22 protein-coding genes, 1 pseudogene and 1 riboswitch are annotated in these 23,308 nt (G+C 47.8%); of the genes and pseudogenes, 16 read left to right on the top strand and 7 right to left on the bottom strand.

Going from position 1 to position 23,308, the window contains the following annotated elements; genetic code table 11:
* Positions 1-27: 27 nt before the first annotated feature.
* Both FW758_RS06355 and FW758_RS06350 read right to left on the bottom strand, forming a co-directional pair.
* Positions 28-1,944 (bottom strand): methyl-accepting chemotaxis protein, encoded by a 1,917-nt coding sequence (locus tag FW758_RS06355; RefSeq protein WP_446444940.1) that lies wholly within the window; start codon positions 1,942-1,944, stop codon positions 28-30.
* 348 nt (positions 1,945-2,292) lie between these two features.
* Positions 2,293-3,942 carry an electron transfer flavoprotein-ubiquinone oxidoreductase gene (locus FW758_RS06350; RefSeq protein ID WP_446444939.1) on the bottom strand — a complete coding sequence of 550 codons (1,650 nt, stop codon included), beginning with the start codon at positions 3,940-3,942 and terminating at the stop codon, positions 2,293-2,295.
* Positions 3,943-4,189: 247 nt separating this feature from the next.
* A riboswitch (molybdenum cofactor riboswitch) is annotated at positions 4,190-4,323 on the top strand.
* Here FW758_RS06350 and moaA point away from each other — a divergent pair.
* The 11 genes from moaA to FW758_RS06295 all read left to right on the top strand — a co-directional run bounded on the left by moaA (position 4,311) and on the right by FW758_RS06295 (position 12,948).
* Positions 4,311-5,291 (top strand): GTP 3',8-cyclase MoaA, encoded by a 981-nt coding sequence (gene moaA / locus FW758_RS06345; RefSeq protein ID WP_037392248.1) that lies wholly within the window; start codon positions 4,311-4,313, stop codon positions 5,289-5,291. Its footprint overlaps the riboswitch before it by 13 nt.
* A 96-nt stretch (positions 5,292-5,387) precedes the next feature.
* Entirely contained in the window at positions 5,388-5,864 is a 477-nt protein-coding gene (gene moaC / locus FW758_RS06340; RefSeq protein WP_226059424.1) for a cyclic pyranopterin monophosphate synthase MoaC, read from the top strand.
* A 116-nt stretch (positions 5,865-5,980) separates the two neighbouring features.
* A complete protein-coding gene (gene moaD, locus FW758_RS06335; RefSeq protein ID WP_115335729.1) occupies positions 5,981-6,232 on the top strand; it encodes a molybdopterin synthase sulfur carrier subunit in 252 nt (83 codons plus the stop codon).
* 1 nt (position 6,233) lies between these two features.
* Positions 6,234-6,701 carry a molybdopterin synthase catalytic subunit MoaE gene (moaE, locus tag FW758_RS06330; RefSeq protein ID WP_310803095.1) on the top strand — a complete coding sequence of 156 codons (468 nt, stop codon included), beginning with the start codon at positions 6,234-6,236 and terminating at the stop codon, positions 6,699-6,701.
* A gap of 77 nt (positions 6,702-6,778) precedes the next feature.
* The gene (gene modA / locus FW758_RS06325; protein WP_446444938.1) at positions 6,779-7,579 is read left to right on the top strand and encodes a molybdate ABC transporter substrate-binding protein; all 801 of its coding nucleotides are present in this window, start codon (positions 6,779-6,781) and stop codon (positions 7,577-7,579) included.
* An 8-nt stretch (positions 7,580-7,587) separates the two neighbouring features.
* Complete coding sequence (gene modB, locus FW758_RS06320) at positions 7,588-8,268, top strand: molybdate ABC transporter permease subunit (RefSeq protein ID WP_006086553.1); 681 nt, start codon at positions 7,588-7,590, stop codon at positions 8,266-8,268.
* Positions 8,249-9,361 carry an ABC transporter ATP-binding protein gene (locus tag FW758_RS06315; RefSeq protein WP_446444937.1) on the top strand — a complete coding sequence of 371 codons (1,113 nt, stop codon included), beginning with the start codon at positions 8,249-8,251 and terminating at the stop codon, positions 9,359-9,361. The genes modB and FW758_RS06315 overlap by 20 nt, the downstream gene beginning before the upstream one ends.
* A gap of 295 nt (positions 9,362-9,656) precedes the next feature.
* Entirely contained in the window at positions 9,657-10,178 is a 522-nt protein-coding gene (locus tag FW758_RS06310; protein WP_006079762.1) for a hypothetical protein, read from the top strand.
* A gap of 60 nt (positions 10,179-10,238) precedes the next feature.
* The gene (locus FW758_RS06305; RefSeq protein WP_006079763.1) at positions 10,239-10,916 is read left to right on the top strand and encodes a response regulator transcription factor; all 678 of its coding nucleotides are present in this window, start codon (positions 10,239-10,241) and stop codon (positions 10,914-10,916) included.
* Between the two features lie 49 nt (positions 10,917-10,965).
* Positions 10,966-12,222, top strand: a complete 1,257-nt coding sequence (locus FW758_RS06300; protein ID WP_006079764.1) for a sensor histidine kinase — start codon at positions 10,966-10,968, stop codon at positions 12,220-12,222.
* A gap of 33 nt (positions 12,223-12,255) precedes the next feature.
* Positions 12,256-12,948, top strand: coding sequence for a TIGR01621 family pseudouridine synthase (locus tag FW758_RS06295; protein ID WP_446444936.1), 693 nt, complete (start codon positions 12,256-12,258; stop codon positions 12,946-12,948).
* Positions 12,949-12,975: 27 nt separating this feature from the next.
* On the opposite strand, the gene FW758_RS06290 is transcribed toward FW758_RS06295, so the two are convergent.
* Positions 12,976-14,145, bottom strand: a complete 1,170-nt coding sequence (locus tag FW758_RS06290; RefSeq protein WP_446444935.1) for a GGDEF domain-containing protein — start codon at positions 14,143-14,145, stop codon at positions 12,976-12,978.
* A gap of 263 nt (positions 14,146-14,408) precedes the next feature.
* On the opposite strand from FW758_RS06290, the gene FW758_RS06285 reads away from it, so the two are divergent.
* Positions 14,409-14,576 (top strand): YqaE/Pmp3 family membrane protein, encoded by a 168-nt coding sequence (locus tag FW758_RS06285; RefSeq protein WP_006079767.1) that lies wholly within the window; start codon positions 14,409-14,411, stop codon positions 14,574-14,576.
* Between the two features lie 72 nt (positions 14,577-14,648).
* Here FW758_RS06285 and FW758_RS06280 read toward each other — a convergent pair whose 3' ends face one another.
* Positions 14,649-16,826 (bottom strand): TonB-dependent receptor, encoded by a 2,178-nt coding sequence (locus tag FW758_RS06280; RefSeq protein WP_446444934.1) that lies wholly within the window; start codon positions 16,824-16,826, stop codon positions 14,649-14,651.
* Between the two features lie 392 nt (positions 16,827-17,218).
* On the opposite strand from FW758_RS06280, the gene FW758_RS06275 reads away from it, so the two are divergent.
* Positions 17,219-17,488, top strand: coding sequence for a DUF2986 domain-containing protein (locus FW758_RS06275; protein ID WP_446444964.1), 270 nt, complete (start codon positions 17,219-17,221; stop codon positions 17,486-17,488).
* 133 nt (positions 17,489-17,621) lie between these two features.
* Here FW758_RS06275 and FW758_RS06270 read toward each other — a convergent pair whose 3' ends face one another.
* The gene (locus FW758_RS06270; protein WP_432330683.1) at positions 17,622-18,134 is read right to left on the bottom strand and encodes a M23 family metallopeptidase; all 513 of its coding nucleotides are present in this window, start codon (positions 18,132-18,134) and stop codon (positions 17,622-17,624) included.
* Between the two features lie 39 nt (positions 18,135-18,173).
* On the bottom strand, positions 18,174-18,776 hold the full coding sequence (locus FW758_RS06265; protein WP_432330682.1) for a hypothetical protein: 603 nt from the start codon (positions 18,774-18,776) through the stop codon (positions 18,174-18,176).
* Positions 18,777-19,081: 305 nt separating this feature from the next.
* On the opposite strand from FW758_RS06265, the pseudogene FW758_RS06260 reads away from it, so the two are divergent.
* Positions 19,082-19,183 (top strand): annotated as a pseudogene (locus FW758_RS06260) (TetR/AcrR family transcriptional regulator); the annotation flags it as partial.
* A 67-nt stretch (positions 19,184-19,250) separates the two neighbouring features.
* Here FW758_RS06260 and FW758_RS06255 read toward each other — a convergent pair.
* On the bottom strand, positions 19,251-20,594 hold the full coding sequence (locus FW758_RS06255) for an anaerobic C4-dicarboxylate transporter (RefSeq protein WP_006086569.1): 1,344 nt from the start codon (positions 20,592-20,594) through the stop codon (positions 19,251-19,253).
* A gap of 265 nt (positions 20,595-20,859) precedes the next feature.
* On the opposite strand from FW758_RS06255, the gene FW758_RS06250 reads away from it, so the two are divergent.
* Entirely contained in the window at positions 20,860-22,038 is a 1,179-nt protein-coding gene (locus FW758_RS06250) for a PrnB family protein (protein WP_259544427.1), read from the top strand.
* Positions 22,039-22,042: 4 nt separating this feature from the next.
* A complete protein-coding gene (locus FW758_RS06245) occupies positions 22,043-23,164 on the top strand; it encodes an aminotransferase class V-fold PLP-dependent enzyme (protein WP_011845550.1) in 1,122 nt (373 codons plus the stop codon).
* The last annotated feature ends 144 nt before the right edge of the window (positions 23,165-23,308 follow it).

The following is a 23,308-nucleotide window of genomic DNA, read 5'->3' as shown; positions in this document are numbered from 1 at the left end:
GTTTTTTTATGGTGTAAGTTTAAGGTTTTACACCTTAAACTTGGCCACTAAGGTATCTAAACGGTGTGACAGTTGATTCAAGGCTAAACTCGCCTGTGCTGCCGCTTGTGCAGTATTGGCTGTACGCTGAGTAATATCGTTGATTTCTGTGACGTTACGGTTGATGTCCTCCACAACTGTGGATTGTTCTTCCGTTGCCGCAGCAACTTGGATGTTCATGTCGCTGATAAGACCAATGCGATCGCTAATACCAATCAACGATTTGCTGGCTTCATCGACGGCCACAACACCTTCATGGGAGCGAGTACGACTCTGGGCCATCGCATTAACTGCGCGGCTGGCTTCCGATTGCAACTTGTCGATCATGCCTTGCACTTCATTGGTCGAAGCTGCGGTACGTGATGCTAAGTTACGTACTTCATCGGCGACGACAGCAAAACCGCGTCCAGCTTCACCGGCACGTGCCGCTTCAATTGCCGCGTTGAGGGCTAACAAGTTTGTCTGTTCAGAGATAGCGCGGATCACATCTAAAATCCCACCAATGGATTTAGTGTGGGTCGCGAGGGACTCAATCACTTCGCCCACTTGGCCAACGTCTTTTGACAATTGGTTAATGGTATCGCGGGCACGGGTTACCACAACTTGGCCGCTGCTGGCTTCAGTGTCAGCATCTCTTGCAGCAACCGCTGCTTGGGCAGCATTACTGGCAATTTCGTTAACCGTCGCGCCCATTTCATTAATGGCTGTTACCACCATCATAGTGCGATCTTTCTGCTCGTGGCTGTCTTCTAAGGTTTGCTGTGCCTGATTCGACACATCCTTAGCGGAGAAACCGAGCTGTTCGCTGGTTTGCGCCACTTCGATGACCGAATCTTGGATCTTGCTGATAAAGCTGTTAAATCCCTTAGCGAGTTGAGCAATCTCATCTTCACCATTGACGGGTAAGCGTTGGCGTAAGTCACCTTCACCTTCGCCTATGTCGCGGAACATAGCGGCAACTTGGGCAATGGGACGACTCACAGATCCTGCAACAACGATAGCGAGGACGATAAAGCCCGCTGCAATCAACAGTGTCCAGATTAAGATCTGATAAGCCGCTTCGGTTAATAGCGCAAACACTTCGGCTTCTGGCACTTGTGCCACTAAGTACCAATCCATTGATGCGATATAACTACTGGCAACCAGTATGTTTTCGCCATTGTTCTTGGTATTGATCAGATTGAAATCACCGCGGTTTAGTAAGGCGCTTGAGTTCGTATCTTTGTATAAGTTGCTTAGGTTGCTCTTACCAATTTGGCTCGTATCTGGGTGGAGTTTCACTTCTCCCTTGGCATCCACTAAGTAAACAAATCCTGTTTCTTCAATCTTAAATGAACTCAGTAAACGCACCATATCATCGAGTGATTTAGCTAGCCCGACTAAGCCGCGACCATTGGGTTGCTGGTAGTTGATGAAGAGTTTGACTTCGCCGTTGGCCTCAGTGAATACGTTCAACATACGTTCTTGACCGCTGTCGCGGTAACCAAAAAACCAGCCATCCTGCGCTGGCGTGAGCACGCGCAAAAATCCATCCTGAGTGTAATAGGCGGCAGTTTGTCTGTCGGCGTAGGAGGCTTGCGCTAGCTTATATTGACGCGTGATGTCTTTCAGTTGGGCAACCACTTGGGTTTCTTGGGCCTGTGGTCTGCCGTCTTCGAGCCATTGCAGTAACATGCGGCTGCTGGCCAATTGCTCTGCAGCATTCATTAAAGTGGAGATGTCGAGATCGATCTTATTGCGGATCTGCATCATCAAACTCGGCAGTTCCGAACCTAACATCCGTTGTTGTACGACATTTTTAGCGCTACGTTGGCTTAATACGCCGACGAGTATGGTCGACAGCAGTACTGCAAATGTCACTGTTAGCAGAATTTTCTGCTTAATGGTGAGGTTATTAAATATCATAAATATCAATATGCCTGTGTTGGACTGTTTTGCGTTATCGGTCAACGCACTCTTGTACGGTAAAAGATTATCGGACAGGAATGTGAAAAGTTAACCTTAGTCTAGGCCGAATGCCGAATAAAACAGCGTATAAAACATTTATTTGGCCTAACCCGTTGGTCTTGCAGTAGATCTAATTATGTAGAGTATAGATGGAAATGGGATGGTGATTGAAAACGAACTCTTTTATGTGTGGCAATTGTGGCCAATGTCGTAGCTAAGGGCAAGCAAAAAAAGTGAGATGTTTGTTTCAAAGGTGAAAAAAAGGCGCTCTATTGAGCGCCGTCATTAACATTTGTTGGCAACTAATTACATGTTGGGATAGTTAGGACCACCACCGCCTTCCGGCGTAACCCAAGTGATGTTTTGGCTAGGATCTTTAATATCGCAGGTTTTGCAGTGAATGCAGTTTTGCGCATTGATTACAAATTTAGGCTGACCCGCCTCTTCGACAATTTCATACACACCAGCTGGGCAGTAACGTTGTGCTGGCTCATTAAACTGAGTCAGGTTGATGCCCAGTGGAATGCTGCTGTCTTTAAGACGTAAATGGCAAGGCTGGTCTTCTTCATGATAAGTGCTCGACAGATACACTGAGGACAGTTTATCGAAGCTAAGCTTGCCATCGGGTTTTGGGTAATCAATCTTGCTGTAAGCGCTCACTGAGGCCATTTGTGCATAGTCTGGGTGTTCATCACGTAGCGTGATCGGGAACTTTCCACCAAACCAGTTTTGATCTATGTAATTGAATGCGCCGCCTAAATAGGTGCCAAATTTATGCATCGCTGGGCCAAAGTTGCGCGATTTATGCAGTTCTTCATGCAGCCAGCTTTCTTCGATATGAGTTTGGTAACAGTCGAGATCTTTACCGCCTTCAACACCCGCCATCATGGCTTTGCCTAAGGTTTCTGCTGCAACGATACCGCTCTTCATCGCAGTGTGAGTGCCTTTGATTTTCGCGAAATTCAAAGTCCCAGCGTTACAGCCGATGATCAGGCCGCCGGGGAAGCTCATCTTAGGAAGCGAGTTCAAGCCGCCTTTAGTAATCGCACGGGCGCCGTAACTGAGGCGTTCGCCGCCGGTTAAATACTTAGCAATCACAGGGTGGGTTTTATAGCGCTGGAATTCGTCAAATGGACTCAGATGCGGATTTTTGTAGTTCAAATCGATAATGAGGCCGACCGCAATCTGGTTGTCTTCCATGTGATAAAGGAAGCCGCCACCCGATGCGCCCTCGGTTAGTGGCCAGCCACCTGTGTGCACCACTTTGCCTTGCTCGTGTTGCTCGGCGGGGACTTTCCAAATTTCTTTGAAACCTAAGCCGTAATGCTGGGGTGTTTTACCATTATCTAAATGGTATTTTTCGATCAGTTGCTTGCCTAAGTGGCCGCGGCAACCCTCTGAGAAAACAGTATATTTAGCGTGCAGCTCCATGCCGGGCATAAAGCTGTCTTTAGGCTCACCATCGGCGCCCACGCCCATATCGCCAATCAAAATACCTTTAACGCTGTTATCGGCATTAAATAGCAACTCACTGGCGGCAAAGCCGGGAAATATTTCGACCCCGAGTTCTTCGGCGCGATTAGCAAGCCAGCGGGATAGATTACCGACACTGATAATAAAATTGCCGTCGTTGTGCATGGTTTTTGGCACAAAGGCATTAGGCATCACTCGACCGTCGGTGGCGGAGCTGAGCAGGTAGATTTCGTCGTGGGTGACAGCGGTTTTCACTGGGGTGTCTTTTTCACGCCAGTCGCTGAACAGTTCGTCTAGCACTTTTGGCTCGAACACTGCGCCTGACAGAATATGCGCGCCCACTTCTGAGCCTTTTTCGACCACACAGACGGTAATTTCTTTACCTGAATCCTGTGATATTTGCATTAATCGACACGCGGTGGCCAAGCCTGCTGGACCTGCGCCGACGATAACAACATCGAATTCCATTGATTCGCGTTCCATCAGTTCACCTCTTCCTTCACGTTTCCCCGATTTTTATCGAGTGTTGTAGTTTGTAAACGGGCGTTTTATTGCTTGTACCACCTTACCTGAAAATAAGATAAGGTCACAGTGGATTAAGCGGCTGTTTAGTCTAATTCAGTACAAATCTTTAGGTGAGGACTGTCACAGATTATTCACGCTAGCGTGATCTAGGTTAATAAATACCTGTTTAGGGGTATAGCTAGTGAGTACTTTCGGCCTATAATCACCGGTGACGGTTCTCCGAGCTTACCTACCTAAGTCGAAAGATATGGAGGTGTAGCCGTGGTAATAATGCCACCGGGGTGGGATAAGAAATGCTCTCACCTCCCACACTTGGAAAGGTGATCATGTCTCAATTACAAGACAGCTTTGGTCGAAAATTTCACTATTTGCGGATGTCAGTCACTGACGTTTGTAACTTCAAATGCAGTTATTGCCTCCCCGACGGTTATCATCCTGACGGCAAGCCAAAATTTTTATCTCTCAATGAGATAGAAAACTTAGTCTCTGCATTTAGCCAGGTCGGCACCCAAAAAATCCGCATAACAGGCGGCGAACCCACCCTGCGTAAAGACTTTACCGACATCATCCGTGTCGTCGCCGATAACCCGCGCATTCACACCATAGCGACAACCACTAATGGCTATAGACTCGAAAAGCATGCCAAAGAATGGTTCGATGCGGGATTGCGCCGTATCAATGTTTCTGTGGATAGCTTAGATCCTAAAATGTTTTACCAAATCACTGGCGAGAATAAATTCGACGAAGTGATGCGGGGGATTGACGCCGCCTTGTCGGCGGGTTTTGAGCGCGTAAAAATCAATGCCGTCCTGCTTAAAGGCCTAAACGATAAAGATTTACCACGCTTTTTGCATTGGATTAAAAACACGCCAATCGATTTACGTTTCATCGAGTTAATGGAAACTGGCCTAGGCCGTGAGTATTTTGAAGCACATCATTTAGCGGGCGCTGACATTAAAGCGCAGTTACTGGCGGATGGTTGGCAATTAGATACGCCGAGCGCCGATGATGGTCCAGCGCAAAACTTTAGCCGCAGTGATTATCAAGGCCGTATTGGTTTGATCATGCCCTATGCGACTAACTTCTGTGCCAGCTGTAATCGCCTGCGCGTATCGGCGAAGGGCAAGTTGCACTTATGCCTCTTCACCGAATCCGGTGTCGATTTACGTGATCTGCTACAGCATTCTAGCCAACAAGCGGAATTAATTGAGCGTTTGCACGGTCAACTAGCCCAGAAGAAAGCCACCCATTACTTGCATCAAGGAATTACAGGTGTCACTCAGCATCTCGCTTCTATTGGTGGCTAGCCCGTATTTAGGTTCTTCGTCAGCGCCGATTTAGCGCGAGTATAAGCCCAATTTCCCTTGCACTTTGTTTTGTCCTCAAACGAAAGGATCGCTCCAATGAGCAATGTATTTACCCATATTAATGCCGATGGCAACGCCCATATGGTCGATGTCACCGAAAAAGCCGTCACCGAGCGTGAAGCCCGTGCCGAAGCGTTTATCGAGATGGCGAGCACGACACTCGAGATGATCATGAGTGGCAGCCATCATAAGGGTGATGTGTTTGCCACTGCTCGTATTGCGGGTATTCAAGCCGCGAAAAAAACCTCAGATCTTATCCCTTTATGCCATCCACTGATGTTGACTAAGGTTGAAGTCGATTTAGAAGCGCAGCCTGAACATAACCGCGTGCGTATCACCAGTCAGTGTAAATTATCCGGCAAAACAGGCGTAGAGATGGAAGCCTTAACTGCGGCCTCAGTGGCAGCATTGACTATCTACGATATGTGCAAAGCCGTGCAAAAAGATATGGTGATCTCCCAAGTTCGTTTGCTAGAAAAGCGTGGCGGCAAATCGGGACATTTTAAGGTTTAGCCTGACAGAATAGGCTTTAGCCACTCGGCAGATTAGCAAGTGAGCGAAGCTGTCCAAGCTTAAGTCTGACGCGCTATTGGTGAGTCAGTTAAGCGGATCAAAAACGAGAGAAGATTATGATTAACGTGTTGTTTTTTGCTCAAGTTCGAGAATTATTGGGCACAGCTAAATTAAGCCTAGAGGCGAGCGAGCAGACACAAACCGCCGAAGCGTTACGTGCGACGCTTGCGGCTACCGACGATAAATGGGCTAAAGTATTAACCTCAGAAAAATTGCTGGTGGCAGTAAATCAGACCATCAGTCAATGGGATACGCCTGTAAACGATGGTGATGAAGTCGCCTTTTTCCCACCCGTTACCGGAGGTTAATATGCGCTTATTACCCGCAGTTCGAGTGCAAGAAGTCGATTTTAGTGTGACCGACGAATATCGGCAGTTAGCTCAAGATGATAGCGATGGTGCCGTAGTCACTTTTGTCGGTAAAGTACGTGATTTTAATGATGGCGCCGCCGTGACTGACTTAACCTTAGAGCACTATCCTGGCATGACCGAAGCCGTGCTAGAGCAAATCGTTGTCGAGGCGCGCAGTCGCTGGCCACTGAACAAGGTCACTGTGATTCACCGCGTGGGCACTATGGCCTTAGGTGAGCAAATTGTATTTATCGGCGTAACCAGCGCTCATCGCAAAGCCGCCTTTGCGGCCTGTGAATTCTTAATCGACTTCCTAAAAACCAAAGCGCCATTCTGGAAATTAGAAGCGGGTGAGCAAGGTAAAAGTTGGGTTGAAGCGAAAGATGCCGATGAACAAGCTGCCAATCTGTGGCAACACAGAGACTAGTTGCAGCAAAAATACGCGCAGTGGCAAGGCAGCTTGCTAGCTCTACATGAACGCGAACACGGCACTGAGGTGACCCAATGCAGAGTTTGACCCGTTTCTTCCACTCCCTAGGTTTTGCATTACTGTTTTGCTTAGCCGTCGTACCATCGACCAGTCGCGCAGCGGATAATGCGCCGATTCCTGCCATCGCCGCGGCGGCTAATATCAAGTTTGCCTTGGATGACATTGTTAAAAACTTCACCGCAGAAACGGGTCTCAAAGTACGGGTTTCCTATGGTTCATCGGGAAATTTTGTCGCGCAAATTCAACACGGTGCGCCGTTCGAAATGCTGCTGAGCGCCGATGAGCGTTATATTGCCGAGCTAAACAAAGTCGGTTTTACCCAAGGTGAGGGCGTGCAGTATGCCATTGGCCGTTTAGCCTTAGTCGCCCATAAAAATTCACCGCTCGCACTAGATATCGAACTCAATGGCCTAAAAGCATTACTGGCAGCGGGTCAGCTAGAGCGTTTTGCGATCGCTAATCCTGACCATGCTCCCTATGGCGAACGCGCCCGTGAGTTATTGAAAAAACTCGGGTTATGGGATGAGTTACAAACAAAACTGATCTTAGGCGAAAATGCCTCCCAAGCGGCGCAGTTTGCGATCAGCGGCTCGACTCAAGGCGGAATTATTCCTTTATCACTGGCGATTGCGCCGCAGTTTCAAGCCCTCGGTCATTATTTAGCTTTACCCACAGATCTCCACGGTCCGCTGAATCAACGTATGGCGTTAATGCCTAATGCGAGCTCAACCGCCGAGCGTTTCTACCAATATCTACAGTCAGACGCCGCCCGCGCCGTATTCACTCAATACGGTTTTGGTTTGCCAGTAAGTTAAGGATTTCAATGGATTGGCAGGCGCTGTGGTTATCGGTCAAACTCAGCAGCATCACAGTATTGGTGCTGATCCCCCTTGCGATACTCGCGGGGCGAGCTTTGGCCTACCGTCAATTTGTCGGCAAATCTTGGGTCGAGGCATTGATAATGGTGCCCTTAGTGCTACCGCCGACTGTGATTGGCTATTACTTGCTGGTGGGGCTCGGTAGTCAGAGTTGGCTCGGACAATGGATAGAGCAACTAACTGGCCAGCAGCTCGTGTTTCATTTTTCAGGTCTGGTTATCGCTTCCGTGTTCGTCAATATCCCCTTCGCGGTGCAGCCGATCCAGCGGGCCTTTGAAGCTGTGCCGAATGATGTCCGCGATGCCGCAGCTTGTTGTGGTATGAGCCGACTTAAAATATTACTTAAAATTGAATTGCCTATGGTGTGGCCGGGTGTGCTAACCGCGCTGGTGTTATGTTTCTCCCATGTGCTCGGCGAGTTTGGCGTAGTGCTGATGATGGGCGGCAATATCGCTGGCGAGACTAAGACGATTTCGATTTCTATCTACGACAGCGTGCAAGCCTTCGATTTTAATGCCGCAGGCACTATGTCATTAGTGTTATTGCTATTTGCGGTAACGGCTTTGGCGCTGACTACCAGTTTGTCACGGCGTTTAGGAGGTCAGCGTGGCGCAAATTATCGCTGATCTGCAGTGTCAGATCCAAAACCATAAACACATTAAACTCAACGCTGATTTTCGCTGCAAGGCTGGCGAAGTGCTCGCTGTGGTGGGGCCGTCTGGCGGTGGCAAAACGACCTTGCTACGCATGATCGCTGGATTAAATCATCCCGATACGGGCCAAATCCATTTTGGCGAACGGCCTTGGTTTGATGATAAAGCGCGCATCGCCTTAAGCCCGCAGCAACGCCATATCGGTTATATGCCGCAGCATTTTGGCTTATTTCCGAATCTCACTGCCTTAGAAAACGTAGTCGCTGGACTTGACCATATCCCTAAATCGGAGCGCATTGTACGCGCGAAAGATTGGCTTGAGCGAGTCAACCTACAAGGCCTACCCGATAGATTGCCAGCGCATTTATCTGGCGGTCAGCGCCAGCGGGTTGCGCTTGCCCGTGCACTTGCCCGCGAACCTTCAGTGTTATTACTCGATGAGCCTTTTTCGGCAGTTGATCGGGAAACCCGCGAGCGTTTATATCTCGAACTGGCGCGCCTCAAAGAGCAGTTACTCTGCCCAGTGATCATGGTCACCCATGACTTAAATGAAGCTTTGTTGCTGGCTGATTCGATGATTTTGATCAGCCAAGGGAAGATGCTACAGCAGGGCGCACCTTTCGAAGTGTTGTCGCGGCCACGCAATGAAGCTGTAGCGCGGCAGATGGGGCTAAGGAATATTTTCGACGGTGAAGTGGTGTTTCAAGACAGCACAAAAGACCTCACTTGGCTTAAGTTTGGCGAACAGTTAATTGCCTGCGACTATGGCAAAGACCGCACCGTTGGCAGCAAAGTGCGTTGGGTGATCCCCAACCAAGGCATTCGCTTTAACTCGATATCTAACGGACGTTTATGCCGCAGTTTTAATAAGTTAGATATCACTATCGACGCTATGTTGGTGATGGGGGAATCGGTCCGGCTTATTTGCTATGTCACAGGTACTCAGTTACAACTTAACACCGAAGTCTCGCTGCATTTTGCCCAAAAGCTTGCACTCACGAAAGGAATGCAAACCACAGTGGCACTCAAATCCGAACAAATTCATATTTTGGAATCCCCCAGATGATCAAAGCTTAATCTTGTTTCCATCGGTGTTTCAGCTGGTATTAGGTAGACTTAACACATTAGCCACAAAATGATTGAGTGTTTGGCTTAAAAGCTAATAACTTAGGTGATGTTGAAAGGGAATTTTCGTTCCATTTATGACCAAACCTGAGTTAAGGCTAACGCAGTGTGATGCTATATCCAGTGGTAGATTATGGGAGATTGGCTTGGAATCGCGCACAGGGACAATAGGTCCCATCGACTTCTAACTGATTGTCTCATAAGATACAAACTTAGCTGATTTATATGGAGGAGCCATGAGACTATGGTTGCTAGGATTCATGTTGGTATCTGGCGTCGCAACTGCGGCTCAGAGCATGTATTCGATGTTTGCGGGCGGAGACTATGTACCGCCGCTGAGCGTTATGCAGCAGATCGAAAAAGGGTTCTCCGGCGTGATTGCCGAATTTAATATGGAAGAGCAAGAGGGTGAATTAGTCTACCAATTTGAGTTGATTAATCCCTTGGCCAATTCCATAACGCGGTTTGAATATCGTGCCCGCGATGGTAAGTTGCTGAAACAAAAGGCGAGTAAAGTGAGCGCGGATGATCTCGGTGAGGTTGAGGCGACACGTTTGATCGCGGCAAAAGATCAAACCTTTTCAGGCTTAATCGCTAAGGCCACTAAAGATCATAAAGCCTTCTTAACCGAGGCAAAGTTAGATCACGACTTAGGTATCAGTTATTTAGAGCTTAAGCTGCTAGACGATACGGGTAAGTTTAAATTGGCTTTTGATGTCGAAAATTTACGCCCGTTACCTTTACTCAAGTGGGATTGAAACATCTAAGTCAATCGAGTGCTCAAACGAGTATTTAGGATTGAGGAGCGCAACATACAGATGAAAATACTTTTAGTTGAAGATGATGCGACGACGATTGATTACATCGTCAAAGGATTTCTTGAGCAGGGCCACAATATCGAAACGGCGAGCGATGGCCACCAAGGACTGTCACTCGCCACAAGTAGTCAGTACGATCTCGTGATCCTCGACCGCATGTTACCCCAGCTCGATGGCTTAAAATTATTGGCCGCCTTAAGGGCAACGGGCAATCAAACCCCAGTGCTGATTTTATCTGCCTTAGCGCACGTTGATGAGCGAGTGAAAGGCCTTCGCGCGGGCGGCGACGACTATATGACTAAGCCGTTTGCCTTCTCTGAGTTATTAGTGCGCGCCGAAAAACTTATGCACCGTGGTCAATCTGTGCCGGTCACCACAGATCTCGTTGTCGGTGGCTTGAAGATGGAGTTACTGACCCGTAATGTGACCTTAGACGGGCAAGAGTTGATGCTGCAGCCGAAAGAGTTCCAGTTACTTAAGTATCTGATGGAACATGCGAATCAAGTGATTAGCCGCACCTTATTGTTCGAAGCAGTGTGGGATTATCACTTCGACCCGCGCACGAACGTTATCGATGTGCATATCGCAAAATTACGCCGTAAATTTGAAGAGTTAGGCCATGGCGAGCTTATCGAAACCGTGAGGGGAGCGGGTTATCGCTTACGACAAAGGCATTAAGCCTTACCAAAGCAGCGCCTGGCGCATCACAATCGTCTTTTCGACCTTAGTGACGGTGATCATTGGGGCGCTGCTATTTGCCCTCTATCGACAGTTGATCATCGAGCAACAGTATCAAGTGACTCAATATTTAGAGTCAGAGACCCAACGTTATCAGCAACTTGCCCTAACAGTTGACCGCCGTAGTTTTGCCGCTCAAATCCGCGCCGCCGATCCACAGACCGCTCTGATCGCTTGGCGTAATAGCTACGATATGGTCGGTGCCTTGAGCTTTATGCCCGAAGGCATGCCCATGCTGCCGCAAACGCGAGATTTCCCCATCTTAACCGGTGGCCCAGATAAGCTGCATATTCTTACCGGCGGGCTAGTGATGACCCGCTACGGCCCAGTGTTGATTGCGACCCGTACCGATAACTTAGCGACGTTAATCGATAAGTTTATCAGCGCTGCGGCGACAGCCGTGATGCTCACCATAGTGTTGACCTTAGCGCTCGGCTATCTGTTTTCTAAGGCGATTTTACGTCGATTAGTGCAATACAACCGCTTGAGTGAACAGATTGAACGCGGCCACTATGACACCCGCTTGCCCTTGAGTTGGCGTCAGGATGAGTTCGATATGTTGGCGCTACAGTTTAATAATGTGCTGGATATCCTCGAAAATAACCTGATGGCAGTGCGCGGCGCGACCGATAATATCGCCCATGATTTACGTACTCCACTGTCGCATATCCGCATCGGTCTCGAAGAGTTGGCGAGTAAACCCAGCGATGAGATTAGCGAGGGTTGCGCCATTTTGACCGAGGAGCTCGACCATTGTTTAGCGACATTTGATGCCATGTTGTCACTCACGCGTATCGAAGAAGGTCAGCAGACGCTCGATTTGCAGGAGTTAAGCCTAGCGCAACTGTGTACCGATTTGTTGGACATGGCCGATGCCGTGGCAGAATCCAATGAGCAAACCTTGAGTTTGTCGCTGTTGGCTGACCATAAGGTATTTGGTGATAAATACTTATTATTCCAAGCTTTATATAATCTCGTCGATAACGCGATGAAGTATTCTGGCCAAGGTGCGCGGATTGAAATTATCCAATCAGGCCCGCAAATTCAGATCCGCGATAATGGCCCCGGTATTCCCGACGACAGTAAAGAAAGAGTGTTCGAACGCTTAGTGCGCCTCGACCCCAGCCGGCATTTACAGGGTACAGGTTTAGGATTATCTATGGTCAAAGCGATTCTCTCACGGCACAATGCCAAAATTAATCTCACGGATAATCATCCCGGCTTAGTGGTCACTATTAAGTTTTAAGTCGATGATCCGCATTACAGCGTCGAGAACTCCATGTATCGAATCATAGCCGATGAGGCTGACTTCCTTGTTATCTCCAAATCAGCCAAAGTGCATTTCCACAGTCAGGACGGAACAGCGGGCGTGGTGGCTCAGGCTGAGCAAGATTTAGGGATTAAGCTTTTTGCCGTGCATAGATTAGACACACCCACGTCTGGTCTGTTGATTTTGGCCAAAAGCGCCGTCGCCGCTAAGCAATTTACTGAGCTATTTACCGCCCATAAAGTGCAGAAATATTACCTCGCCCTCGCGAAAGGTAAGCCGAAGAAGAAGCAAGGCTGGGTGATTGGTGATATGGCAAAGTCGCGTCGTAGCATGTTTAAACTGCTGCGCACTAAAGAGAATCCGGCGATTACGCAGTTTTTTTCATTAAGTGTCAGTGAGGGATTGCGTTTATATTTACTGAAACCCCATTCGGGTAAAACCCATCAATTAAGAGTCGCCTTGGCAAGCTTAGGTGTGCCGATTTTAGGCGATGATTTATACGGTGGCATGGCTGCGGATCGTTGCTATCTGCATGCCTACTGTCTGCATTTTCGCTATGGCGATGAAGCGACTGGCTGGCGTGATTACGCGTATAGGGATGTGCCGACTCAGGGTGAACATTTTGCCGCTGCAGGTGTGATTGAGGCGCTAGTTTCATGGCGTGAACCCGATACTTTGGCTTGGCCAGCGAAAGGGGATTAATACTAGTCGCGTTATTTTTGCGTAAGCCTAGCAAGCTTGGCAAATACGATCTCGGCCTTCAGATTTGGCGCGGTACATGGCTTGGTCTGCTTGAATGAGTAGCTTGTCGGGCTGGCATCCTTGATAGATAGTGGCGTAACCTAAACTGGCATGGATTTTTATCGTAACACCTTGCCAGACAAATGAATTGTCCTTAAGTACTTGATGCAATTTCTCGGCAACGGCTCTGGCGGCGGGTGCATCGGTCGCAGGCAAAATTACCAGAAACTCCTCACCACCGTGACGACATAGGGCATCATTTTCTCGTAATACCGATCCAAACAGTCTCGCCGCCGTCAGCAGGGCGAGATCACCCGCATCGTGACCGTATTGATCGTTAATCTCTTTAAAATGGTCAAGATCCAATAAAATCATACTGTAAGGCACACTATCCCTTAGCCAGCGTTGATGGATATTGTTGAGAAACTTATGCATAGCCCGCCGATTCCACAGGCCTGTGAGTTGATCCCGCTCCGCTAACATACGAATTTTGCTGACGAGTCGCGTCATGGCATTACCTATCATCACAATATTGATCAATAGGGTTAGAAATACATAAAACCACAGCACAGGTATGGCTTCGTGCGTGTGCATGGCGATAAACATCGGACTTTCTTCTGGGGAAAGCAGGGCGATAAAGATGCGAATGATAAAAATACCCACCATAGCGACTAAAGGCATGACCATAGCGATGGCGACTCGATTCCCCGTATCGCGTTTGATGGCCTGATAGTTATCCCGCGTCAGCATGGTAAAAATCAGTGCGGCGCAGGCGGAGAAAGCAACGGCTAAGGTGCGTTCGGAGCTGAAGTTGGGGGGAACCGAGAGCATCACACCGGCTGTGATTGCTAAGAGAATAAGGTCAGATTTAACGCTGGGACTCAGTCTGAAGAGTGCCTTAGTGCCCCAGCGTAATAGGATGAATCCAAACAAAATCGCCATATCGGAGCAGAACCAAAAAAGGTAACTAGAGGCTTCGGAGCGTTGGCTGTTGAGTATGATACCAAGGAGGACGAACAAGTTCGCCAGAGAAAAACGCATACTGGCTTGAGTCGCAATCGCTAAAGGTTTGGCAATGAGTCCCCATGCCACGGCTGCGGTGCTGGCCAGTAGACAAATAAATTTGATGAGTAATAGGGCTTGGGGATCAAATATCATTCTTTTAGTTCATATTTTTCTTTAACTATAGATGCTTTTAGGCATTTTCGGTTGAAGTTTATAGGATATCTTAACCTGTATTTAGCGGCATGAGGCGGGCTACATCTTCCTTTGAATTTATAGCGATATTAAGTGCTTTGGTTTAGAGAATCACTTGGGGTATTTATCATTTTGTAAGCTAAAAAGTTTGCAAATTCTGAGTCTTCCTGCGAAGTTAGACCTTGTTGATTTGCCTACCATCTCCGTTTTAAGGATGCCCTGTTATGGATACAAATAAATTACTCTTAGTCATTATTGCGATTCTGTTGCCTCCTGTTGCCGTATTTTTGAAGGCAGGAGCGGGTAAAGATCTGCTGATAAACATAGTCTTGTGTTTACTGTTCTGGTTCCCTGGTTTATTACATGCACTCTGGGTCGTGACCAAGGCATAAATTGCTTTCTTCCACACAATAAAAAAGCGCAATTTAATTGCGCTTTTTTATGCTTCAAAATGAGCCTTTCACTTAGAAAGGCAAGGTGTAGCCTATTGTCGCAGTACGTCCCATGCCTTTGAAATAACGATCATTTGTACCCATAGTTTGTGAGTAATAATTGAAATAATCCTTATTAAACAGGTTTTGCAGACCTAAGCTCAGGGTGCCAGTGTAAAGCGGCATAGAGAAGGAAGCATCGACTGTGGTATAGCCATCAAACTCAGCGTACTTGTTGCCCGCGGCATTTTTAAAGTCGCGGTCCATGTAGTAGTTGGCTTGAACGCGGGTCGACATGTCATTATCGAAGTTATGGGTCCAGAACAGGTTGATACGGTTGGGCGAAATATTTGCGCCATCGAGATCGGTATCGACTTTGTTATCACCATTTGAATCGTATTCGCCCTGTTGAATGGCGATGTTCATGCCAAGATCATCATTGCTGGTGAGGTAGGCGGTAACATTGGCTTCGATACCCTCGATGACACTTTTTTCCCGCTTCACGTCGTAGAAACCATCGCCATTTAAGGCTAAACGTGAGCCAAAATCAGTGGCCGAACGATAATATGCAAACTTAGCGCTTAAGTATTTACCTTGATAATCGGCACCAACTTCGACGTTATCTGTGACGATCGGCGTGAGTGCCAATGAGTCATCTATGCTGGGATTGTCGCCTGGGAAGCTTTTACCATCACGCAGAATACGGCCGATATCCGGCATACCAAAACCTTGGTTATAGCTGGTATAAACGCGAATGTCTGGGGTGATTTTGTAGGAGATACCGACGTTGAATAAGGTTTCATCGAAGGTGGCCGAACCGCCTGCAATTTGCTTGTTGCCCGCACCCCATAGGGTTTTGTAGTCATCGACACTCAACTCGGCATGTTCGTAACGAACACCAGTCGATAGAGTTAGATTTTCAATTAAATCATAATCTAACTGCAAGTATGGCGCGACGTTGTCATAGGTGCTTTCCGGTACCCACGAAAAACCCGTTTTCACTAAATCTTGCTCTGTGGTATCGCGGAAAAGGTCGACACCGTAGGCCGCATCAATCCCTGAACCCGCAATATCTTTAGCAATCAATGAGCTTTTTAAACCCCATTTAACTGAAGCATTACGCGATTGCTCGTAGTATAAGCTTTCGCCTTTACTGCCGACACCGCACTGGATCACTTGGTCGCTACCTTCGAAGGATGGATCGTAGAAACTGTCGAAACAGCCGCCACCATAAACCGCTTTAAAATCTTGATTAAAGAGTTGTAGGTTAAGTTGTTGGCCACCAATGTTGGCGTGGGTGTAAGTCAAACTGGTGGTGGTCACTTGATTGTTAGCCGCTTCCCATGGCTGAGTTTCTTTAACTGCGCCCGTGGGCACGCCATTAGGCTTGTCGCCTGCAACTGGCATCCAATCGCCATTGTTGTCTGCGGTGTAATGGTTAACCATTAACTCAAGGCGCGACTCGTCGAAGTCATGGCCAAGCTTAATGAAGAAGTCGGTGCTTTGGCTGTCCATCGACTCGCCTTGAGTCGTATCCACACCTACGACGTTATGGTTGGCATCATAATAGACGCCATTATTGCGGTAGCTAACCGAACCTATCATGTCGATAAATTCTGACTCGCCAGAAAACGCATAGCTGGCACCAAAGCTTAAACCGTTAGATTTCATCGAATCAGGAACTGTCACATCGAAACTGGCAACCTGTTCGCTGTCGCCCGTCGGTTTTTTAGTGATGTAATTGATGATGCCGCCTTGGGCACCAAGACCGTGCATTGCATTGGCACCGTGAATGATTTCGATACGCTCAATCATGGCTGGATCTATGGTTTGACCCGAGCGACCCCCACTGCGAAGTGGGTTTGATTGCGGTACGCCGTCGATCATGATCAGCGGCGGGCGACCACGCAGGGTTTCGCCTGTGTTACTCATCTTCTGGCGGCTTGGCGAAAAGCTCGGAGCCAAGTTACCGATAATGGTTGATAAATCTTTAGTGGTGCGGAACTGTTCTTCTAACTGGGCGCGGTCAATGATAGTGACGGTATTGGGAATTGAGCTGGGGGATTTATCCATCCGACTCGCGGTGACAGTGATTTTTTCTATGTCTTTATTTTTGTTATTTGAACTGCTGTCGGGGGCATCTTGAGCCGCTGCGGATTGGCTTAGCGCTGCAAATACGGCTAAAGCAACAAACGAGGTTTTGAATGTCATATAACTTCCTGCTAAGGGCGAATGAGTTTGCTACACCGGCTCCTTTGGCATAAGTCCATATTCCATTAAACGGCATTACAAATGATAACGATTTTTATTCTGTCGCGATTTTAGGGGAGGAATAACGGCTTGTCTAGTCGTGTCATACAGGAAATTGCACGATTTGGCGGCAGTATTGATAAATTGCGACACAGCACTCGGTATCGAGATTAAACCCCAAGGGTTACCTAGTGCGAGTTCATGTCGGTAAGGCAGTGCCTTATTTAGCGTTTGGCATGGCTTGCGCGATCTGATGGTTTGGTCGCAGGCTTGATGACTTGGCTTGATGACTTGGGGATTACTAACTGAGCTAACATGAGTCGCGGGTTGGGCGATCTGACTTGTGCTTTCGATTGTCTGGCGTGCAGGTGGAAGGCTATAATCGCGCACCTTTATTCCGTATCCGCGTTGGTGCCTTGATGAACCGCAAAAAGAAGATAAACCAAACCTTGAAGAGCAAGGCGAAAAAGGCCAATGCCAAACTGCAATCGAGCAATAAACCTAAATACATTGCGAAGGCGGATAGGGAATCATTAGCTGCAGAGGCCGATAGCGAGTCGCATGCTGTGGATACTGCGGCAGTTAATTCTGTGACTCTTGATCGCGAGTCTGCAGAATCATAAGTCTCCGTTCATTTCTTCGTATAATGTGACGGCCATGCTGGCATTCATTGAGTCTGCCGACATGGCGAGTTGCTGAACCCTCATTTGTAGTTGATATTGTCGCGAAGCCGCTATGTTACTCATCACCTAAGTCTTAGTGTGTTTCTAAGTAGCTGATGGGATTTTGATAAAAGGCCTTTTTATATCCTTGGGTTGAAGTATCTATCAGCCAAGGTTTAGGCAATAAGCTCAAAATGGAATAATGCAAATGTGGCGGTTTACCTTGAGCATTACCCGTATCGCCGACAGTACCCAGCGTTTCACCTTGGTAGGCAATTAATCCCATGGCTGATTCAATTTGTGCTAAGTGGGCAAAATAATGAATTTGCCATTTAGGACCTAGACCAACGACCACATTACCTCCTTTAAAGAAGTCGCCTCGATAGAAGATCAGCATAGGCGTTGGCGCAATCACGGCGGTGTTTTTGGCGGCGAAAATATCTATCCCCTTATGTACGCCCGATGGGCCCCAAGGTTCATACCAAAAGGTTTGGCTGTTCCAATCTTTACTGCTGGCGCCTTTGACTGGGATCACCGGTGACTCAGGGATCAGATAGCCGCCAAGTAGCAGTAACGATAGTGCTAATCCAACATATGTTAACTTCATTTTTTATCCTGCATTAAGCCTTAGTGTTTCTCTCAAGCTCTAATGAAAATCACTGAATTCCTGCCAATTTACGGGGTACTGCAAGCGCTCAGCTGCTGAAAGTGACAGCCAATAGGGGCGCCAAAAATAGTTACACCAAAAATCGATATTCCCTTGAAGACTGCCGAGTGTATCGGGATCGACGTCGGGAAAGCTTTCCCAAGGGTGAGGTAAAGTCGATTTGAACGCAATCAGTTGCTCTAATAGCGCTTTGTCGTTACTGATCAAGCTGACGCAGATCCCTGCAAAATCGGCATATTGGTTGAGCTGCAAGCTGGTTGCTCGGCTCCGATGGGTTAGCAGGCCATTAAAGCTGGCGGCATGTTCGGGCAATACTGCAAAACCTGCATTGCCAATCAAGGTATCTAAGGTTTGCTTGCCTTCTAAGGTCAGTAAGCCGTGAACTTGATAGGCATAAATATCGGCCTGCACTATTGATGTTACTTGCGGATAGGCTTGGTTTGTCGGCAAGTCGATGTCGGGCATTTGCGCTGGATGAAAAATGGCGGCTAAGTCAGCTTGCCGCCCTAGTGGGCTGTTGCCATGAAAGGCGCGATGAAGGTGTTTCTTAAGCCAAGTGAGCACAAACATGAATGCGACCATATAAGGTGAATGTTAATTGATCATGGCGTTTCTAAAGATTCAAATCACCAATCTACTTCTTGTTCCCGCGATTTTATTCATCCGCATATGGCCAGTCTGAAGCATTAATACCGTTAATTCAGTTGGATATTAAAAATGACAGCAAGCGATTTTATGCCTGTAACTAAGCTGTCGTCTAGGGTTTAGCGTTAGCAGGAAGAAGCTTAATACTTAAGTTGTGAGCTTTTGAGCGCCGACGAGTGGGAATAAATCGAATGGAAAAGAGCAGTGACTCAGCAGCCTGAGTTTCTCGATGTGGCACGTTTGCATTCTGGCCTAAGCTGTTCCATATGAAAAATAATGATGAGCACCAGCAAGCGATTATCGACGCCAATATCAAGATGTTTTTGGCCATGTATCGCGCTTAAACTTAGCGTTCCATGCTATTCAACATAAAGGCCGCATCTGCGGCCTTTATTATTTATGTAATACAGACTAGAGCAAGGCTGTTGCCAGTAGATAACCGACGGTCGATGCGGTACCCACGCCGATAAAACCTGGAATAATAAAGCTGTGGTTAATAATGAACTTACCTATTTTAGTTGTACCTGAACGGTCAAAGCCGATACAGGCCAGATCGCTTGGATAGGTAGGTAGTACAAAATACCCGTAGCTTGCAGGGAGGAAAGCGATCAAGAGTTTTGGATCGACTCCTAATGCGAGACCCATAGGCGCAATGGCAGTCAGCGCCGCTGCTTGGCTATTAACAAGCTTAGAGATGAGGAACAGCACTAAGGCATAGGTCCAAGGCTGGCTTTGCACCACGTGGGACAGGTTTTCTTTAAGCACATCCATATGGCTGATGAAGAAAGTATCACTCATCCACGCCACACCAAATACTGAGAAAATCGCCACCATGCCCGCTTTAAAGACGGGGCCATTAGAGATGTTTGTCGGTTTGACTTTACAGGTCATTAGGATAAATGCCCCCGCAATTAACATCATCATCTGGATGACTAAGTTCATCGATAATAAGGTTGTTTTCCCTTTAACTTCAAAGGCAGGGCGCAGTTCACTAAAGGAACCTAGTAGTACCACAGCTGCGATAGCCGCAAAGAAAATTCCCGTTGCCCAGTAAGCTTCCTTAGGAAAACGTTGATTTAGCAGGGTTTCGCTCTTGTCATAGATAAAAGCTCTTTGGACAGGATCTTGAATCCGTTCTTGGAACTCTTCGTCTTTATCTAAATCTTTACCGCGACGTAGGCTCCAAAGTGCGGCGGCCATCACACCGCAAAGCGATGCCGGTACTGATACCATTAAAATTTCGAGCAGATTGTAGGCGCGGCCCACACCTTGCTGCGATGCGAGAATCGACACCATAGACACAACCGCTACCGACACGGGCGAAGCACAAATTGCCATTTGCGAGGCGACGGATGCCACCGCCATTGGGCGTTCTGGGCGAATATTTTTCTTCAGCGCGATATCGGAAATAATCGGAAACATGGTGTAAACCACATGGCCTGTACCGCAAAGAAAGGTCAGCGTCCAAGTGGTCAGCGGCGCCAGAATGGTGATGTATTGTGGATGGCGGCGCAGTAGGCGCTCGGCAAACTGCATCATCACATCCAAACCGCCTGCGGTTTGTAATACGGCCGCACAGCCGATCACCGCAAGAATCGTTAGCATAACTTGTACTGGCGGTTGTCCCGGCGCTAAACCAAAGACAAATATCAGTAAAAACAAACCTATGCCGCTGATGAGGCCGAGTCCCATACCGCCGTAGCGGGTACCGAGTAGTAGGCAACTAAGCACTACTATAAATTCCATTAAAATCATCCGATTTACCTCTGCGGAATCTACCGCTTAGCGATTTGTTGAGTGATGAGTGTTTTCAGGGACATTTTGCGGAGGAAAAGCGTTTGAAAAATTGCGCTGGCGCATGGTGTAAATAAAAAATGGCATGAGATTTTTCGGAAATTTGACCTAGCGCTAGAAACACGTGGCGATAAGTTGCATTCTGGTTAACGAGTTTTATGGATTGAGCTAAGACTTTGAGCTCGCTCCGTTTACAAGAACGATAACAATACTCAAGGATAAGCCCGTGAAACCAGCCACCTTTAACACCGAAGCCTTCGATGATTGGATCCGCAGTCGCTTTGTCGAACTCAACTCAGAGCTAGAACAGCTTTACTACCAACAAACGGATCGGGCCAATGTGCTTGATATCGGCGCAGAAGCTAAGTTGGCGCTGGAGAGCGAAGGGCGAGAGTTGATTAAGGCCTTGCTCGATGAGGGCAATACCGACGAAGGGTTCGACAGTGCTTTTGATTTACTCGGCAACGTGGGCCTGTATATGGCGGCTTGTCGACGCCATGAGATTACCGAGCCTTCGCGGGAAACCACATCGCCATTAGCCGAAGCCTCTGCGCTTGCCATGCACATCGGCGCTTCAATAGGCGTCACGCCGCGCTTTGCTACCGCACATTTAACTACGCACAATCGTGCCCACAATGGCATTTATAAGCGCTTTACCGATCTTCCTGCTGAAAAGCTGTTTGTGGATTACAACACTAAAGGCATTTTGGCCTATAAACGCGCCGCCGATGCGTTATTGAAGATCCAGCCTTTGGGTATTTCTCATCCCATCAGTCACGATTTACTGCGAGTCGCTAAACAGGCACTGCAGGATGTGATTGAGTCGAATACTCAATTATTCAATCGATTAGATACGGATCGTTTCTTTTACTGTGTTCGCCCTTACTACAAACCGTATCGGGTGGGCTCGGTCATTTATCGCGGCGCTAACGCTGGGGATTTTGCGGGGATTAATGTAATCGATTTAACGCTAGGTCTTTGTTTCGCCAATGAAGCTTCATATTCGCAAATGCTGGTGGACAAATTTTTATACATGATGCCAGAGGATCAGCAAATATTGCGTGAGTGCATGCGTCGACCGAATTTGATGGATGATTTCCTGCAGGCAAAAGACAGTGCGAACCAAACTTGGTATCAAGAAAATTTGCGACTCTTTATCGAAGTCTGCGAATTACATGGCGAGACTGCGATTCAGCACCATAATGAGTTAGTGACTAAATATATTGCCGAGCCTTCGACAAGTATGGAGCAGCAGCATTTAGCTAAGGTTACCGCCAGTGGTCCGCCACTACATGTGCTACTCGGTTCATTGGAGCGACTCAGAGATAGGCGCGCCGCCGCTCAGCGCAGCGACATTCGGACGCGTTATTATGAGATTAAAAAATTAAAAGAGAGTTTGAGATAACACTATGTTTGAAGACTTTAAAAAGGACTTTTACCTCGCGGGTCCAGGATATCTATTGAACCATTCCGTCGGTCGACCGTTAAAATCGACCGAACAGGTCTTCAAAGAAGCCTTTTTTGCGCCTTGGCAGGAATCGGGGCGTGAGCCTTGGGGTCAGTGGCTGAGTGTGATTGATGATTTTACCTTTGCTTTATCCAAACTGTTTAACGGCCACCAAAAGGACTTTTGCCCTCAGGTAAATCTTTCCAGTGCACTGACTAAAATCGTTATGTCACTCGACCGATTAAATCGTGAACACGCCGTTGTGTTAATGAGTGAGATTGATTTCCCCAGCATGGGTTTCGCCCTTAAAAAAGCGCTGCCAGCTAGCTGCGAAGTGCGTTTTATTCCTAAGGGACTCGATGTCACTGACCCTAATGTGTGGGACGCGCATATCAGCCGCGATGTGGATCTGGTGTTTGTCAGCCATGCTTACTCGAATACGGGGCAGCAGGCGCCATTAGCCAATATTTTCACCATAGCCCGTGAGCGAGGCTGTTTGAGCTTAGTGGATGTGGCACAATCGGCAGGGATTATTCCGCTAGATCTCGCGCGCCTACAACCCGATTTTTTAATCGGGTCGAGTGTTAAATGGCTCTGCGGCGGCCCTGGTGCCGCCTATCTTTGGGTTAATCCCGCTATATTGGAGAGTTGTCAGCCAAAGGATGTGGGGTGGTTTAGCCACGAGAATCCGTTCGAGTTCGATATCCATGATTTTCGTTACCAGCATTCCGCAATGCGCTTCTGGGGTGGAACGCCTTCAATCGCCCCCTATGCCATTGCCGCCCACAGCATTCATTACCTTGCTGGTCTAGGCATCCCCTTGCTGCGTAAATGCAATCAGCAGTTAATCGATGCCGTGGCGCAAGAGCTCGAACATGAGTTTGTATCGCCACGGGATGTTGAAAAACGCAGCGGTACGCTGATTTTGCAGTTTGGTGAGCAACAACATCAAATCATGACGGCATTCGCGAACGCGAACATCAGCGTCGATGCTCGCAGCATGGGGATCCGTATTTCGCCGCATATCTATAACAATATGGCCGATATCAAGCTGTTACTGGACGTGATAAAAGCAAATCGCTAACTTAAATGATTTAAAATGGCTTACTAGGCTAGGTTGTACTACGTAATTACAACTAACAAGGCACAACACTCTGGGAGGTAAACCGCGACATGGTCGTTCCCGTATGTCGGCGCTAATTCACCGCCACACAGGCAACTTGAGGTT

The organism is Shewanella sp. 1180_01 (assembly GCF_052850535.1).
This window is presented reverse-complemented; position numbering and strand designations above follow the sequence as displayed.

Coding starts and splice junctions, on each gene's coding strand:
- FW758_RS06285 (WP_006079767.1), top strand. CDS start 14,409: ATGGATACAAATAAATTACTCTTAGTCATTATTGCGATTCTGTTGCCT.
- FW758_RS06245 (WP_011845550.1), top strand. CDS start 22,043: ATGTTTGAAGACTTTAAAAAGGACTTTTACCTCGCGGGTCCAGGATAT.
- FW758_RS06290 (WP_446444935.1), bottom strand. CDS start 14,145: ATGATATTTGATCCCCAAGCCCTATTACTCATCAAATTTATTTGTCTA.
- FW758_RS06280 (WP_446444934.1), bottom strand. CDS start 16,826: ATGACATTCAAAACCTCGTTTGTTGCTTTAGCCGTATTTGCAGCGCTA.
- moaD (WP_115335729.1), top strand. CDS start 5,981: ATGATTAACGTGTTGTTTTTTGCTCAAGTTCGAGAATTATTGGGCACA.
- FW758_RS06305 (WP_006079763.1), top strand. CDS start 10,239: ATGAAAATACTTTTAGTTGAAGATGATGCGACGACGATTGATTACATC.
- moaA (WP_037392248.1), top strand. CDS start 4,311: ATGTCTCAATTACAAGACAGCTTTGGTCGAAAATTTCACTATTTGCGG.
- moaC (WP_226059424.1), top strand. CDS start 5,388: ATGAGCAATGTATTTACCCATATTAATGCCGATGGCAACGCCCATATG.
- FW758_RS06265 (WP_432330682.1), bottom strand. CDS start 18,776: ATGGTCGCATTCATGTTTGTGCTCACTTGGCTTAAGAAACACCTTCAT.
- modA (WP_446444938.1), top strand. CDS start 6,779: ATGCAGAGTTTGACCCGTTTCTTCCACTCCCTAGGTTTTGCATTACTG.
- FW758_RS06350 (WP_446444939.1), bottom strand. CDS start 3,942: ATGGAACGCGAATCAATGGAATTCGATGTTGTTATCGTCGGCGCAGGT.
- moaE (WP_310803095.1), top strand. CDS start 6,234: ATGCGCTTATTACCCGCAGTTCGAGTGCAAGAAGTCGATTTTAGTGTG.
- FW758_RS06310 (WP_006079762.1), top strand. CDS start 9,657: ATGAGACTATGGTTGCTAGGATTCATGTTGGTATCTGGCGTCGCAACT.
- FW758_RS06295 (WP_446444936.1), top strand. CDS start 12,256: ATGTATCGAATCATAGCCGATGAGGCTGACTTCCTTGTTATCTCCAAA.
- FW758_RS06255 (WP_006086569.1), bottom strand. CDS start 20,594: ATGATTTTAATGGAATTTATAGTAGTGCTTAGTTGCCTACTACTCGGT.
- FW758_RS06355 (WP_446444940.1), bottom strand. CDS start 1,944: ATGATATTTAATAACCTCACCATTAAGCAGAAAATTCTGCTAACAGTG.
- modB (WP_006086553.1), top strand. CDS start 7,588: ATGGATTGGCAGGCGCTGTGGTTATCGGTCAAACTCAGCAGCATCACA.
- FW758_RS06270 (WP_432330683.1), bottom strand. CDS start 18,134: ATGAAGTTAACATATGTTGGATTAGCACTATCGTTACTGCTACTTGGC.